The sequence below is a fragment of the Aeromonas encheleia genome, assembly GCF_900637545.1.
Lineage (GTDB): Bacteria > Pseudomonadota > Gammaproteobacteria > Enterobacterales > Aeromonadaceae > Aeromonas > Aeromonas encheleia.
In genome coordinates, this window is sequence record NZ_LR134376.1 from 4,502,501 (window position 1) to 4,515,762 (window position 13,262).

A 13,262-nucleotide genomic window follows, 5' to 3' on the forward strand; every position below is an offset into this window, starting at 1 on the left:
CGGCCTTGGCCTCATCCATCACTCGCACCACCCGACCGTGGGGTACCCGCTCGTCGGCCTGGATCACTAGGCTGGCGTCGGGTTGCTCCGTCAGCAGACGGGCAAGGCTGGCCTGCACCCGCTCCACATCGACCTGTTTGCGATCGAGGAAGATCTGCCCCTGGGCCCCGATCGCCAGCATGATGCTGGAGGATTTCTGGGCCTTGGCCTGACTGGCCTGGGGTCTGTGCACTTCAAGTCCGGCCTCGCGTACGAAGGAGGTGGTCACGATGAAGAAGATCAGCATGATGAACACGATATCCAGCATGGGGGTCATGTCGATCTGCACTTCATCGCGCTGGCGTTTGGATTGCCGTCTCATTGCATTACCTTCTCTTCTCGCAAGCCGTCACGGGTCTTGGCCAAGGCGCGCTTGGCCTGGCTCTCGAGCCGGCTGAGTAACAACACGCCGGACAGCGCCACCACCATGCCTGCCATGGTGGGGATGGTGGCACGGGAGATCCCGCCCGCCATGCTCTCCGGGTTAAAGCGGTTGGCGGCGGCCAACGCATCGAATACGCCTATCATGCCGGTCACTGTGCCGAGCAGACCCAGCATGGGGCAGAGCACCACCAGGGTGCGGATGAAGATCAGATGACGGTTGAGCTCCAGCTCGGCCTCGGCCAGCCAGCGGCCACGAATGGCCTGAGCATGCCAGCTGTGGCGCTCGACGCGCCCCTGCCAGCGACTGAACAGCTGCTGCTGCAGCGGGCCAAAGCCCAGGTTGAGGTAGAGCAGCCGCTCGATCATCAGAATCCACATCAGCACCAGCAGGGCCAGGATGACCCAGAGCACGGGGCCGCCACGGCCCATGAAACTCTGCAACTGCTGCCAGATGTCGAGCATCATGCCACCCGCTCCATCCCGTTTCCGTTGCTCTCGGCGCGCTCGGCCAAGATGCCGGCGACCTGTTGCTCCAGCACATTGGAGAGCTCGGTGAAGCGGGATTGCAGCAGGCTGTGGGCCAGGATCAGCGGAATGGCGGCCACCAGCCCCTGTACCGTGGTGATCAGCGCCATGGAGATGCCGCCCGCCATGATCTTGGGATCGCCGGTGCCGAACTGGGTAATGGCCTGGAAGGTGCCGATCATGCCGGTCACAGTCCCGAGCAGACCCAGCATGGGCGCAATGGCGGCGATGACCTTGACCATGCCGATGCCGCGCTCCAGCCGTGGAGTCTCTTGCAGGATCGCCTCATCGAGCCGCAGCTCCAGGGTCTCCATGCTCAACTCGGGATGTTGCTCTGCCACTGTCAGCACCCGACCGAGGGCATTGTTGGTGTGGTATTCACCGCTCTTGAGCTGGCGGCGCACCAGGGTCAGCTCGCGGGACAGCGTCCACAACCGCACCCCGGCAATGCCCAGACCGATACAGGCCAGCAGCACTATGATGGCGCCGACCTGCCCCCCTTGCTGGACTTGCTGCCAGAAGGTGGGGGCCTGGGCCAGCATCTCGAGCAGCACGCCGTGGGAAGGATCCAGCGGCAGGGCCTCGCCTTCCTTGCCCTGATAGGTGGTCAGTTCGGACAGCAGGCCGCCGGGCAGACCCAGTACCGGGCTCAGCCCTTCACCACTCGGCTGCAGGAAACCGGCGCTCCCGAACAGCGCGAAGCTGCCGATCCGGGTCAGCGACTGTTCGCTGGCCGCGCCCTGGGCATCGAGCACCTTGCCGCTGAACTGGGCCACCCGGCCCGATTCGCGGATCTCCTGCAGCAGGGTGGCGGGCAACAGGGCGAGGGCGGCGCGATCCGGCACCTGCTTGTCCTGTGCCAGCACCTTCAGCGCCGCCAGTCGATCCGGGAACTGACCCTGCACCGAGGATTCGGCCAGCAGCTTGACCGCATCGCTCGCCCCCTGGCGGGTGACGGCGAAAATCTCGTTCATGTCACCGGAGGCTTGCTCCCACTGAGCGTTGAGTTCAACCAGCTGCTTTTCATTGTCGGCAAACTGGCTGGCCAGCTGCTTGCTCAGGCTCTGGGCTGCGGCCAGCCTGGCGCGAGCACCGCTCAGCTGATCGGCGACCGAGGCCAGATCCTGCTGGGCATTCTGCTCACGAGCCTGCTCCTGCGCCTGCCAGTCGTCGTTGGCGAGGGCCGCGTGGGAGCCGAGGGAGAGCGTGATAAGAAGGGGGAACCATTTCATGACTGAGCCTCCTGGCTACGCGCGACAGACAGGGGCACATGCAACAGCTGCGGGACTCGCTTGTCGGCGGCCATGTCCAACGCCTCGGCGATGGGCTCCAGCCACTGGCTGTCGAGCGCCAGCCATTTCTTGCTCTCGGCAGACCAGCGCCAGGCCTGGCTGCGATCGGCCGTCATCGCCAGCAGGGAGACGCGGCCCAGCGCCAGCACATCGACCCGACGCTCGGCACCATCCAGCTCCAGCTGAGCGGGATAGGCATCCATCCGACTGCCGTACTCGGCTTCAATCTGATAGGCCTGCAGCAGCTGGCGGAATTTCTCGGCCTCGCTCACGTCGGCGCGAGCCATGGTCAGCTTGAGCTGCTCGATGCGCGCCAGACGATCGTCCTTGCGCAGGGGGATGTCCTCCTGCTCCAGCTGCTCCAGCTCGGCCTGCATCTGCAGCATCAGCGGGATCAGCCCCTGCCGGGTCTGCTCCACCGCCGCCAGCTGGCTGCTGAGCTTGCCCAGTTCATTTTGCTGATCGGCCACCAGTGACTGCATGTAGCTGTTGTAGGCTTCCAGATCGCGCAGCTGCAGCTGCGCGTTTTGCAGCTCCATCCTGGCGGAAACGGCCGCATCGGCCGCCTTTTCTACTCGTTGCTGGGAGGCTTTCCCGGCAGCGATGCTGTTTTTCAGTGCGGGCGCGACCAGTTCGTCGGCACTGGCGACGAAGTGGGCGGCCAATGGCAACAAGGCCAGACCCCAGAGCTTTTTCATGGTACATAATCTTAACAATGATAACTATTCTCATTGTCTCAAAGAGTCGTGCCAGTGGCAATCAGATGATTTCCTTGGCCTGCGGCCGAAAAAACAGGATAATTTTTAGACAAGCACGGGAGTTACTGGCGTTGGTACTAACAACACCACATTAAATAACTAAAAAATATCTTTTCGATCAGGATCGATAAGGGTCGAAAAAGGAGAGTGACATGTTTAACGATGCGATCTGGGAACACATAGATCGGTTCACCAAGGCCAAGAAGACCAGCGATATCCAGCAACAACTGGAGCGCTTCAGTCACCAGATGGGATTTGATTACTTCCGTTTGCTGATCATTTTCCCCATCAGCATGCAAAAATCCCACGTAGCCTTGTTCAACAACTGTCCGACCAGCTGGTTTGATGCCTACACGGAGCGGCACTACCTGACCCAGGATCCTGTGGTCTTCTTGGGACTGAAGCAGACCCAGCCCATCTTCTGGAACAAGCTCGACTGCGACTCGCCCTGGCTGCCCAGCGCCAGCCGGGAGGTGATGAACCTCGCCGCCGATTTCGGGGTGCGCAACGGCGTCTCCTTCCCGCTGCATACCCCCCAGGGGGAACATGGCATCCTCTCCTTCATCAGCAAGGAGAAGTCCAACTCCGACCTGATGTTTGAAAACGTTCCCCTGCTGTCGTTCTGCGCCAGCTACATCTTCAACTCGGCACTACAACTGATAAAGAGCAGGCCGGATCTGATGAAATGCCTGGCCGAGCTGTCGGATCGGGAGAAGGAGTGCCTGTTCTGGGCCAGCGAGGGCAAGACCTCCTGGGAGATCGCCACCATACTCGGCATCAGCGAGCGCACCGTGAACTTCCACCTCAACCAGGTCACCAACAAGACGGATTCGAAGAACCGCAACCAGGCGATCGCCAAGAGCATCTCCAGCGGCATCATAGTGCCCTCGCTGAACGATGTGACCATCACCAACCTGCGGCTGTCATAGCCGGCTATCCGGCCAGACGAGCCCATAAAAAAGAGCCGCAATGCGGCTCTTTTTTCATTTCCGACAATGGCTTATTCCACGGTCACGGATTTCGCCAGGTTGCGCGGCTGATCCACGTCGGTGCCCTTGATCAGGGCGACGTGGTAGGAGAGCAGCTGCAGCGGCACCGTGTAGACGATGGGGGCGATCATCTCTTCCACGTGGTTGAGGCTCATCACCCGCATGGTCTCGTCGCTCTTGAAGCCGGCATCCGCATCGGCAAACACGTAGAGGATGCCGCCACGGGCGCGCACCTCTTCCACGTTGGACTTGAGCTTCTCCAGCAGATCGTTGTTCGGTGCCACCACTATGATGGGCATCTCGGCATCGATCAGCGCCAGCGGGCCGTGCTTGAGCTCACCGGCCGCATAAGCCTCGGCGTGGATGTAGGAGATCTCCTTCAGCTTGAGTGCCCCCTCCATGGCGATGGGGTACTGGCTGCCACGGCCGAGGAACAGGCTGTGGTGCTTGTCGGCAAACTCTTCGGCCAGGGTCTCGATCTGCTTGGCCAGCGCCAGGCTCTCCTTGATGCGCAGCGGCAGGGCTTGCAGCGCCTTGACCAGCTCGGACTCGGCGGCGGCACTCAGGTTGCCACGGCAGTGACCGACGGAGGCCACCAGCATCAGCAGGCCGGCCAGCTGGGTGGTGAAGGCCTTGGTGGAGGCGACGCCGATCTCGGCCCCAGCCCGGGTCATGAAGGCAAGATCCGATTCCCGCACCAGGGAGGAGCCCGGCACGTTGCAGATCGCCAGCGAACTCATGTAGCCGGACTCCTTGGCCAGCCGCAGGGCGGCCAGGGTATCGGCGGTCTCGCCGCTCTGGGACAGGGTCACCAGCAGGCTGTTGGGGCGCACCACCGACTTGCGATAGCGGAACTCGGAGGCGATCTCCACGTCGCAGGAGACACCAGCGATCTCTTCGAACCAGTAGCGGGCCACCATGCCGGAGTTGTAGGAGGTGCCGCAGGCGACGATCTGGATGTGCTCGACCTGGTCGAAGATGGCCCGGGCGCCGTTGCCGAACGACTCGACCACCACGTGATCGCTGCCGAGGCGGCCTTCCAGGGTATTGGTGATGGCCTTGGGCTGCTCGTAGATCTCTTTGAGCATGTAGTGACGGTACTCGCCCTTGTCACCGGCATCGTGGGAGAGCTCGGACTCCAGCTCCTCGCGCACCACGGCGTCGCCGTGAGTGTCGAAGATGTGCACGTCGCGACGGGTCACCTCGGCCACGTCCCCCTCTTCCAGGAAGATGAAGCGGCGGGTCACCGGCAGCAGCGCCATCTGATCGGAGGCGATGAAGTTCTCGCCGATGCCGCGGCCGATCACCAGCGGGGAGCCGGAGCGGGCCACCACCACGCGGCTGTCGTCGCGGCTATCCATCACCACAGTGCCGTAGGCGCCACGCAGTTGCTTCACCGCCACCTGCATGGCGGCCAGCAGGCTGGGGGCGGATTTCAGTTCGTGGTGTACCAGATGGGCGATCACCTCGGTGTCGGTGTCGGAGCTGAACTCGTAACCCATGCCCTGCAGCCTGCTGCGCAGCTCTTCGTGGTTCTCGATGATGCCGTTGTGCACCACCACGATATGTTCGGAGACGTGGGGATGGGCATTGCGCTCGGACGGCTCACCGTGGGTCGCCCAGCGAGTGTGGGCGATGCCGGTGCCGCCGTGGACGGACTGCTCTTCCAGCGCCTTGGCCAGTTCGGCCACCTTGCCCAGACGACGCACCCGCTGCAGCGGCTGGTTGGCGCTGAACACGGCCACCCCGGCGGAGTCATAACCGCGGTACTCGAGACGGCGCAGGCCTTCCACCAGAATTTCAGCCACATCACGTTGGGCCACGGCCCCGACGATGCCACACATAGACTTCTCCTTGAACTTGAACTGTTAACAAACAATGGGATAGCAGGCGAGATTCAACCTGCGAGGGGGGCGCAGATCAGCGTCACCCCTTTGGATTCGAGTAGTTGCCGGGTCTCGTCGGCCAGGCCGGCGTCGGTGACCAGGGTATGGATCTGTGCCCAGGGCAGCTCCAGATTGGGGATCTTGCGGCCTATCTTCTCCGACTCGACCATGACGATGACCTCGCGGGACACCTCGGCCATCACCCTGGACAGGCCCACCAGCTCGTTGAAGGTGGTGGTGCCTCGCTCCGGGTCTATGCCATCGGCACCGATGAACAGCTGGTCGAAGTCGTAGGAGCGCAGCACCTGCTCCGCCACCTGGCCCTGGAAGGATTCGGAGTGGGGATCCCAGGTGCCGCCGGTCATCAGCAGGGTGGGCTCGTTCTCCAGCTCGCGCAGGGCGCCGGCCACGTTGAGGGAGTTGGTCATGACGATGAGGCCGCGCTTGTTGCCCAGCATGGGGATCATGGCACTGGTGGTGCTGCCGCTGTCGATGATGACGCGGTTATGATCGCGGATGCGCTCGGCGGCGGCGCGGGCGATGGCCAGCTTTCGTTTCGAAACCTGCTCCGGATTGCTGTCGACCACCATCTCGCTCGGCAGGGGCACGGCACCACCGTAACGGCGCAGCAGCAGGCCACCGGTTTCCAGCACGGCCAGATCCTTGCGGATGGTCACCTCCGAGGTGGAGAAGTGTTTGGCGAGGGTATCGACGCTCACTTCGCCCTGTTCCTGCACCAGGGTCACTATGGTGTGGCGACGCTGTTGAGTATTGCGTTTGGTCATCTTAAAGTTTCGATTCGAAAGAATTTCGAAATGTTAGCGCCTTTTTTGGAAAAATAAAACCGCAAATAGGATCCAATTTGGTTCGATGCCAGAATGGGCAGGCCGATTTGCGACGAGGACGCCATGCAAAAACGAGTCATCTGGCTGGTGGAAGATGAAGCCAGCATCGCCGATACCCTGATCTATGCGCTGCAGACCGACGGTTTCGAGGTGGAGTGGTTCCCCCTCGGCCAGCCGTTGCTGGCGCGACTGGAACGGTCGCGACCGGATTTTCTGATCCTGGATGTGGGGCTGCCAGACATCGGCGGCTTCGAGCTGTGCAAGCAGGTGCGGGCCCTGACCGACACTCCCCTGATGTTTCTCACCGCCCGCAGCGAGGAGATAGACAGGTTGATCGGGCTGGAGATAGGGGCCGACGACTACGTGGCCAAGCCCTTCTCGCCGCGGGAGGTGTGCGCCAGGGTGAGGGTGATACTGCGCCGCAGCCAGCCCATAATCCCCCAACCGAGCCAATTACTGGCGCTGGACGAGGAGCGGGCCCGCATCTGCTTCCACGGTCAGCCCCTGAATCTCACCCGCTACGAATACCTGCTGCTCAAGACCCTGATGCAGGCGCCGGGCCGGGTCTACTCCCGCCAGCAGCTGATGGACCTGGTGTGGAGCGGAGCCGAAGAGAGCCTGGATCGCACCGTCGACACCCACATCAAGACCCTGCGCGCCAAGCTGCGGGAGCGGGACGCCGAGGCAAACCTGATCCTGACCCACCGCGGGCTGGGCTACAGCCTGGAGCTGGCATGAACCACAGGGGATCGCAACGGCCAGGTAGGCCAGGGCAGCGGAACCACCGAGGGGGACGACCATGAGGATAGGGTTGCAACTGCTGTGCGGTCTGGTGCTGATCTTCGCCCTGGCCGCCTGGTTCGTGCTGGAGATCTTCGTCGAGGAGATCAAACCCGGGGTGCGCAGTGCCACCGAGGATACCCTGGTGGACATGGCCCAGCTGCTGGCCCCCCTGGCCCTGGACGATCTGCAGGAGGGGAAGATGGCGGATGGCCGGCTGGCCAGCGCCTTTGCCCGCCTCAACCAGAGCCCCATCAACGCCCTGATCGACGGCCACCTCAAGCAGCATGCGGAGTACCGCATCTATGTGGTCGACGCCAAGGGCAAGGTGGTCTATGACTCGGACGGGGTGGATCTGGGCAAGGACTATTCCCGCTGGAACGACGTCTACCGCACCTTGCGCGGGGAGTATGGCGCCCGCAGCACCCGCAGCGATCCTGACGATCCCGCCAGTTCGGTGATGCACGTGGCCGCCCCCCTGCGCGAAGGGGACGAGATCCTGGGTTCCCTCACGGTCGCCAAGCCCAACCGCACCCTGCTGCCCATGATAGAACGCAGCGAGCGCCAGCTGCTGCAGGGGGCGGCGGTGCTGCTCTGCCTCGCGCTGCTGATCGGCGCTCTGCTGGTGTGGTGGCTCACCCGCGCCATCGGCAAGCTGGTGCACTACGCCGATGCGGTCAGTCAGGATCAGCCCGCCAGCCTGCCCAGGCTCCACAGCCCGGAGCTGGACCGGCTCGGCCGCTCCCTGGAGACCATGCGCCGCCAACTCGACGGCAAGTCCTACATCGAAACCTATGTGCACAGCCTGACCCACGAGCTGAAGAGCCCGCTGGCAGCCATTCGCGGGGCAGGGGAGATACTGGCCGAGGCGCCACCACCGGAGGTCGCCCAGCGCTTTATCGGCAACATCAACCTGGAGACGGCCCGCATGCAGCGGCTGATCGAGCGCATGCTGCAGCTCGCGCGCCTCGAATCGGGTCAGGGGCTGGACAGACAGGCCATCGCGCCCGCCAGGCTGGGCAGGCGGACCCTGGATGCCCGCCAGATAGTCGCTGAGCGTCGCCAGATAAGCCTGCAGGCCGAGCTCGGCGAGGCCCCCAAGCAGCGATGGGATCCCCTGCTGGTGGAGCAGGCCCTCGGCAACCTGCTGGATAACGCCCTCGACTTCTCCCCCCTGGGCGGCCGAGTCTGGCTGAGCGGCGAGATGAGCGCCGACGGCTACTGCTTCCGGGTGCGGGATCAGGGGCCCGGCATCCCGGACTATGCGCTGCCGCGGATCTTCGAGCGCTTCTACTCCCTGCCCAGGCCCGACAAGGGCAAGAGCAGCGGCCTCGGGCTCAGCTTTGCCGCCGAGGTGGCCCGCCAGCACGGCGGCCGACTGACCCTGGGCAACCTGCCGGAAGGCGGGGTGCTGGCCGAGCTGTGGCTGCCGGCCGGCTGACTTCACACCGAGCACACAGAGCGACGCTAGGCTGTGCTTCCTCGAGAGCTTGCCCCACCAGGGGCATAGACGCGCATTCAGATGAATCAAGGAGATATTCATGTCCCGCATCCTGCTGTCCGGCCTGCTCGCCGCCGGCCTGCTCTGCTCATTGCCCACCAGCGCTGCCTCCGGCTGCCTGCTGTTTGCCGATGGCACAGGCAAACCTCTCAGCGCCGAGGGTGACTGCGCCAGCCAGCTGCCACCCGCCTCCACCTTCAAGATCCCGTTGGCCCTGATGGGCTATGACAGCGGCTTCCTGGTAGATGAACAGCTGCCGGCCCTGCCGTTCAAACCCGGCGATGCCGACTTTCTGCCCGAGTGGCGGGAGACCACCAGCCCAAGCAGCTGGATGAAGTACTCTGTCATCTGGTACTCCCAGCGCCTCACCGAGTGGCTCGGGGCGGCGCGCCTCCAGCAATACGTCGACCGCTTCGACTACGGCAACCGGGATCTCGCGGGCAACCCGGGCAAGCACGACGGTCTGACCCAGGCCTGGCTCAGCTCCAGCCTCGCCATCAGCCCGCAGGAGCAGGCCCGCTTCCTCGGCAAGCTGGTGAGCGGCAAGCTGCCGGTCTCAGCCCAGACCCTGAACCACACCAGCGCCATACTGCGCCAACCGGACATCGATGGCTGGCAGATCCACGGCAAGACCGGCATGGGCTATCCCAAGCTGCTGGATGGCAGCCTCAACCGGGAGCAGCAGATCGGCTGGTTCGTCGGCTGGGCCAGCAAGCAGGACAAGAAGCTCATCTTCGTCCACACCGTCATCCAGAAGCCGGGCAAACAGTTTGCCTCGCTCAGAGCCAAGGAAGAGGTGTTCGCCGCCCTGCCGGCGCAGCTGAAGAAGCTGTAACCCCTTCCCCCAACCGGCGCCTGGCGCCGGTTTTTTTATTGCCCTTCACCCTCACTTCACAGGGCCCCATCACCCCTTCACCCTGACTCTGCACCATGGCGCCCATCAACAAGGAGATGCGTCATGGTCAAACAGATACTCACCCACAAGATTGTCCTGCTGCTACTGCTCAGCCTGCTGCTGATGATCCCCGTTCACTCCATCATGGAGTTGAACCGGGAACGCCAAGCTTATCGCAGCCAGGCCATCCACAGCATCATGGCCAGCAGCAGCGGCCCGCAACGGCTGCTGGGACCCGTGCTGGTGCAACCCTACACCAGGGCCATCACGGTGGAGCAGGACGGCAAGCGTTTCGTGCGCGAGGAGCGGGTCTATCGCTACCTGCTGCCGGATCAGCTGGATGTGCTGGCCAGCATGGAAGTCACCCCGCGCAAGCTCGGCATCTATCAGGCTCAGGTCTATCACAGCCGCCTCTCCCTCTCCGGCCGCTTGCCGGCGAGCCTGACCGGCAAGGCGCTGGTGGCCGGCAACCCTGATCTGAGTTTTGACGGCGCGGATCCCTCCCTGATCCCGGGCAAGCCCTACCTCAGCCTGGTGCTGTCCGATGCGCGCGGCATCAACAGCGTGCCCGAGCTGCGGCTCGGGGAGCAGCGCATCCCCTTCGCGCCCGGCGCCCTGCTGGGGGATGGGATGGCTGGCATTCATGCTCCGCTGGAGGCCCTGCCCGGCGAGGACGGGCGCTTTCACATCGAGCTGGATCTGCAGGGCATGAACGCGCTGGAGGTGGTGCCCCTCGGCCAGGACAGCAAGCTTCGGCTAAGCGGCAACTGGCCCCATCCCAACTTCATCGGCGATTTCCTGCCGGGCAGCCGCACCCTGAACGAACAGGGCTTCGATGCCAGCTGGCAGACCAGCTGGTTCGCCACCGACATGGAGACGCGCTTCAACCGCATGATGAAGGGGGTGGGGGCCGAGCTGCCGACCTTCAGCGTCAGCCTGGTGCAGCCGGTGGATCACTATCAGCAGAACGAGCGGGCCGCCAAGTATGCCCTGCTGTTCATCGGCCTCAGCTTCCTCAGCTTCTTCATGTTCGAGCTGCTCAAAGGGCTGCGGGTTCACCCGATCCAGTACGCGCTGGTGGGCATGGGGCTGGTCATCTTCTATCTGGTGCTGCTGGCGCTGACCGAGCACCTCGGCTTTGGCCTGGCCTATCTCATCGCCAGCCTCGCCAGCGTGGCGCTCAACGGCTTCTACCTGAGCCATGTGCTGGGCGGGCCGCGTCAGGGGCTCGGCTTCGCGGCCCTGCTCGGACTGGTCTACGCCATCCTGTTCGGGCTGCTGCAGGCGGAGGAGATAGCCCTGCTGCTCGGCGCCCTGCTGCTGTTTGCCATACTGGCGCTGATCATGATGCTGACCCGCAAGCTGGACTGGTACCAGATGATGGACACGTCCTCCTCCACCCGCGAGTCATAGCCGACAAGCCAAAAACAAAACCGGCGCCCTTGGGCGCCGGTTTTGTTTCATTGATCGGGCATCACTTCTTCTTCACCGGGCGGGCCCAGTGCTTGATGTGACGCTGGGGTACCCGGGTGATGACCAGCTCGTGCTCGGCCACGTCCTTGGTGATGGTGGAGCCCGCCCCCAGGGTCGCCCCCTTGCCGATGCGCACCGGCGCCACCAGCTGGGTATCGGAGCCGACGAACACATCATCCTCTATGATGGTCTGGAACTTGTTCACCCCATCGTAGTTGCAGGTGATGGTGCCGGCGCCGATGTTCACCCTGGCGCCGATGTCCGCATCCCCCAGATAGGTCAAGTGGCCACACTTGGAGCCAACCCCGAGCCGGGACTTCTTCATCTCGACGAAGTTGCCCACATGAGCGTCCTGCTCCAGCACGGCGCCGGGACGCAGGCGGGCGAAGGGGCCCACCGAGCACTGATCGGCCACCTGGGCGCCTTCGATGACGGAGTAGGGCTTCACCTCGCTGTGATCGCCTATCTCGCAATCCTTCAGCACGGCGCCGGCGCCGATGCGCACATGGTTGCCGAGCTTTACCTTGCCCTCGATGATGACGTTGACGTCGATCACCACCTCTTCACCTATCTCCAGCGTGCCGCGCAGATCGAAGCGAGCCGGATCGATCAGGGTGACGCCGGCGATCATCAACTTCTCGGCCTGCATCTTCTGATAGCTGCGCTCGAGCGCCGCCAGCTGGACCCGGTTGTTGGCCCCCTCCACTTCCATGGCGCTGTCCGGGTGGACGGCGGCGATGGGGCAGCCATCCCCATGGGCCATGGCGATCACGTCGGTGAGATAGAACTCGCCCTGGGCATTCTTGTTGTCCAGACGGGACAGCCAGCCGCGCAGCTGCGCACCCTTGGCCACCAGCACGCCGGTGTTCACCTCGCGGATGGCGAACTGCTCGGTGTTGGCATCCTTCTGCTCGACGATGCCGACCACCTGGCCGTGGGCACGCACGATGCGGCCATAGCCGGTCGGGTTGTCCAGCACCACGGTCAGCAGCGCCATGCCGTCGTCAGCCTTGGCGGCCAGCAGCCGTTGCAGGGTCTCCGGCTGGATCAGCGGGGTGTCGCCGTACAGTACCAGCACGTCGTCTTCGTCCTGCCAGAACGGGATGGCCTGGGCGACCGCATGGCCGGTGCCCAGCTGCTGCGCCTGCAGCACCCAGTTCAGGTCCGGGGCGGCGATCCGCTCCTTCAGCAGCTCGGCGCCGTGGCCATAGACCAGGTGCAACTGCTCGGCACCGATCTGGCGAGCGGTCTCGATGACATGGGACACCATGGGCTTGTTGGCTACCGGGTGCAGCACCTTGGGCAGAACGGAACGCATACGAGTACCTTTACCCGCAGCCAGGATCACGACGTTGAGAGACATAGCTAGCCTTTGAAACATGAGGAAATACCCGGCGGAGTCTATCCAACGGATAAAAAAAAAGCGACCCGAAGGTCGCTTTTTACATCACCGTGATTAGCGGTAATTCTTTTTGACGATATCGATAACCCGCAGCTGGGCCATCGCTTTGGCCAGCTCGGCAGATGCCTGAGCATAGTCGATATCACCATGGGAGCTGTTGATCCGCTCTTCGGCACGGCGCTTGGCTTCCTGGGCTTTCGCCTCATCCAAGTCGTCGGCACGAATGGCGGTATCGGCCAGCACGGTCACGGCTTCGGGTTGTACTTCCAGCATGCCGCCGGAGATGTACAGCACCTCTTCGCTACCATTTTGCTTGATCAAGCGGACCAGGCCCGGCTTGATGGCAGTCAGCAACGGAGCATGACCGTGACGGAGACCCAGCTCACCCTCGGAGCCTGTTACCTGAGCGGATTGCACGCGACCGGAAAATAGTTTCCCTTCGGCGCTCACCACATCCAGGTGAAATGAGATCATCTCAGCCATGGGCCCTCCT

13 protein-coding genes (1 of these 13 cut by a window edge) are annotated in these 13,262 nt (G+C 63.4%); 5 read left to right on the forward strand and 8 right to left on the reverse strand.

Annotation, left to right across the window (positions count from 1 at the left end):
* The 4 genes in view from EL255_RS21080 to EL255_RS21095 are tightly spaced (each overlapping or abutting the next) and all read right to left on the reverse strand, a layout consistent with a single transcriptional unit that may run on beyond the window.
* On the reverse strand, positions 1 to 361 hold the 5' portion of the coding sequence (locus EL255_RS21080) for an ExbD/TolR family protein (RefSeq protein ID WP_042651603.1). Its footprint begins 41 nt before the window's first position; the window shows 361 of its 402 coding nt (coding positions 1-361); its start codon is at positions 359 to 361; the stop codon falls past the left edge of the window.
* Positions 358 to 888 (reverse strand): MotA/TolQ/ExbB proton channel family protein, encoded by a 531-nt coding sequence (locus EL255_RS21085; RefSeq protein WP_042651602.1) that lies wholly within the window; start codon positions 886 to 888, stop codon positions 358 to 360. The genes EL255_RS21080 and EL255_RS21085 overlap by 4 nt, the downstream gene beginning before the upstream one ends.
* Positions 885 to 2,180 (reverse strand): MotA/TolQ/ExbB proton channel family protein, encoded by a 1,296-nt coding sequence (locus tag EL255_RS21090; RefSeq protein WP_042651601.1) that lies wholly within the window; start codon positions 2,178 to 2,180, stop codon positions 885 to 887. The genes EL255_RS21085 and EL255_RS21090 overlap by 4 nt, the downstream gene beginning before the upstream one ends.
* Positions 2,177 to 2,938 (reverse strand): DUF3450 domain-containing protein, encoded by a 762-nt coding sequence (locus EL255_RS21095; RefSeq protein WP_042651600.1) that lies wholly within the window; start codon positions 2,936 to 2,938, stop codon positions 2,177 to 2,179. Before EL255_RS21095 ends, EL255_RS21090 begins: the two co-directional genes overlap by 4 nt.
* A gap of 212 nt (positions 2,939 to 3,150) precedes the next feature.
* Here EL255_RS21095 and EL255_RS21100 point away from each other — a divergent pair, with 212 nt between their 5' ends.
* Positions 3,151 to 3,927 (forward strand): LuxR family transcriptional regulator, encoded by a 777-nt coding sequence (locus tag EL255_RS21100; RefSeq protein ID WP_042651599.1) that lies wholly within the window; start codon positions 3,151 to 3,153, stop codon positions 3,925 to 3,927.
* Positions 3,928 to 3,998: 71 nt separating this feature from the next.
* Here EL255_RS21100 and glmS read toward each other — a convergent pair whose 3' ends face one another.
* Both glmS and EL255_RS21110 read right to left on the reverse strand, forming a co-directional pair.
* A complete protein-coding gene (gene glmS, locus EL255_RS21105) occupies positions 3,999 to 5,831 on the reverse strand; it encodes a glutamine--fructose-6-phosphate transaminase (isomerizing) (RefSeq protein WP_042651598.1) in 1,833 nt (610 codons plus the stop codon).
* Positions 5,832 to 5,884: 53 nt separating this feature from the next.
* The gene (locus EL255_RS21110) at positions 5,885 to 6,658 is read right to left on the reverse strand and encodes a DeoR/GlpR family DNA-binding transcription regulator (RefSeq protein WP_042651597.1); all 774 of its coding nucleotides are present in this window, start codon (positions 6,656 to 6,658) and stop codon (positions 5,885 to 5,887) included.
* A gap of 123 nt (positions 6,659 to 6,781) precedes the next feature.
* Between EL255_RS21110 and blrA the strand changes: the two genes are divergently transcribed.
* The 4 genes from blrA (at position 6,782) to creD (ending at position 11,307) form a co-directional block, all read left to right on the forward strand.
* Complete coding sequence (gene blrA, locus EL255_RS21115) at positions 6,782 to 7,456, forward strand: beta-lactam response regulator transcription factor BlrA (protein ID WP_042651612.1); 675 nt, start codon at positions 6,782 to 6,784, stop codon at positions 7,454 to 7,456.
* A 61-nt stretch (positions 7,457 to 7,517) separates the two neighbouring features.
* Positions 7,518 to 8,939, forward strand: coding sequence for a beta-lactam sensor histidine kinase BlrB (gene blrB, locus EL255_RS21120; RefSeq protein ID WP_042651596.1), 1,422 nt, complete (start codon positions 7,518 to 7,520; stop codon positions 8,937 to 8,939).
* Positions 8,940 to 9,039: 100 nt separating this feature from the next.
* Positions 9,040 to 9,834: a class D beta-lactamase gene (gene blaOXA, locus EL255_RS21125; protein WP_042651595.1), complete on the forward strand. Its 795-nt coding sequence runs from the start codon at positions 9,040 to 9,042 to the stop codon at positions 9,832 to 9,834.
* Between the two features lie 123 nt (positions 9,835 to 9,957).
* Complete coding sequence (gene creD, locus EL255_RS21130; RefSeq protein WP_042651594.1) at positions 9,958 to 11,307, forward strand: cell envelope integrity protein CreD; 1,350 nt, start codon at positions 9,958 to 9,960, stop codon at positions 11,305 to 11,307.
* A 61-nt stretch (positions 11,308 to 11,368) separates the two neighbouring features.
* On the opposite strand, the gene glmU is transcribed toward creD, so the two are convergent.
* Positions 11,369 to 12,730: a bifunctional UDP-N-acetylglucosamine diphosphorylase/glucosamine-1-phosphate N-acetyltransferase GlmU gene (gene glmU / locus EL255_RS21135; RefSeq protein WP_042651593.1), complete on the reverse strand. Its 1,362-nt coding sequence runs from the start codon at positions 12,728 to 12,730 to the stop codon at positions 11,369 to 11,371.
* 93 nt (positions 12,731 to 12,823) lie between these two features.
* The gene (locus tag EL255_RS21140) at positions 12,824 to 13,252 is read right to left on the reverse strand and encodes a F0F1 ATP synthase subunit epsilon (RefSeq protein WP_042651592.1); all 429 of its coding nucleotides are present in this window, start codon (positions 13,250 to 13,252) and stop codon (positions 12,824 to 12,826) included.
* Positions 13,253 to 13,262: the final 10 nt, after the last annotated feature.

Excerpts from the sequence above, each read along its gene's own strand:
- EL255_RS21085 (WP_042651602.1), bottom strand. The coding sequence starts at position 888 with ATGATGCTCGACATCTGGCAGCAGTTGCAGAGTTTCATGGGCCGTGGC.
- EL255_RS21090 (WP_042651601.1), bottom strand. The coding sequence starts at position 2,180 with ATGAAATGGTTCCCCCTTCTTATCACGCTCTCCCTCGGCTCCCACGCG.
- EL255_RS21095 (WP_042651600.1), bottom strand. The coding sequence starts at position 2,938 with ATGAAAAAGCTCTGGGGTCTGGCCTTGTTGCCATTGGCCGCCCACTTC.
- EL255_RS21100 (WP_042651599.1), top strand. The coding sequence starts at position 3,151 with ATGTTTAACGATGCGATCTGGGAACACATAGATCGGTTCACCAAGGCC.
- glmS (WP_042651598.1), bottom strand. The coding sequence starts at position 5,831 with ATGTGTGGCATCGTCGGGGCCGTGGCCCAACGTGATGTGGCTGAAATT.
- EL255_RS21110 (WP_042651597.1), bottom strand. The coding sequence starts at position 6,658 with ATGACCAAACGCAATACTCAACAGCGTCGCCACACCATAGTGACCCTG.
- blrA (WP_042651612.1), top strand. The coding sequence starts at position 6,782 with ATGCAAAAACGAGTCATCTGGCTGGTGGAAGATGAAGCCAGCATCGCC.
- blrB (WP_042651596.1), top strand. The coding sequence starts at position 7,518 with ATGAGGATAGGGTTGCAACTGCTGTGCGGTCTGGTGCTGATCTTCGCC.
- blaOXA (WP_042651595.1), top strand. The coding sequence starts at position 9,040 with ATGTCCCGCATCCTGCTGTCCGGCCTGCTCGCCGCCGGCCTGCTCTGC.
- creD (WP_042651594.1), top strand. The coding sequence starts at position 9,958 with ATGGTCAAACAGATACTCACCCACAAGATTGTCCTGCTGCTACTGCTC.
- glmU (WP_042651593.1), bottom strand. The coding sequence starts at position 12,730 with ATGTCTCTCAACGTCGTGATCCTGGCTGCGGGTAAAGGTACTCGTATG.
- EL255_RS21140 (WP_042651592.1), bottom strand. The coding sequence starts at position 13,252 with ATGGCTGAGATGATCTCATTTCACCTGGATGTGGTGAGCGCCGAAGGG.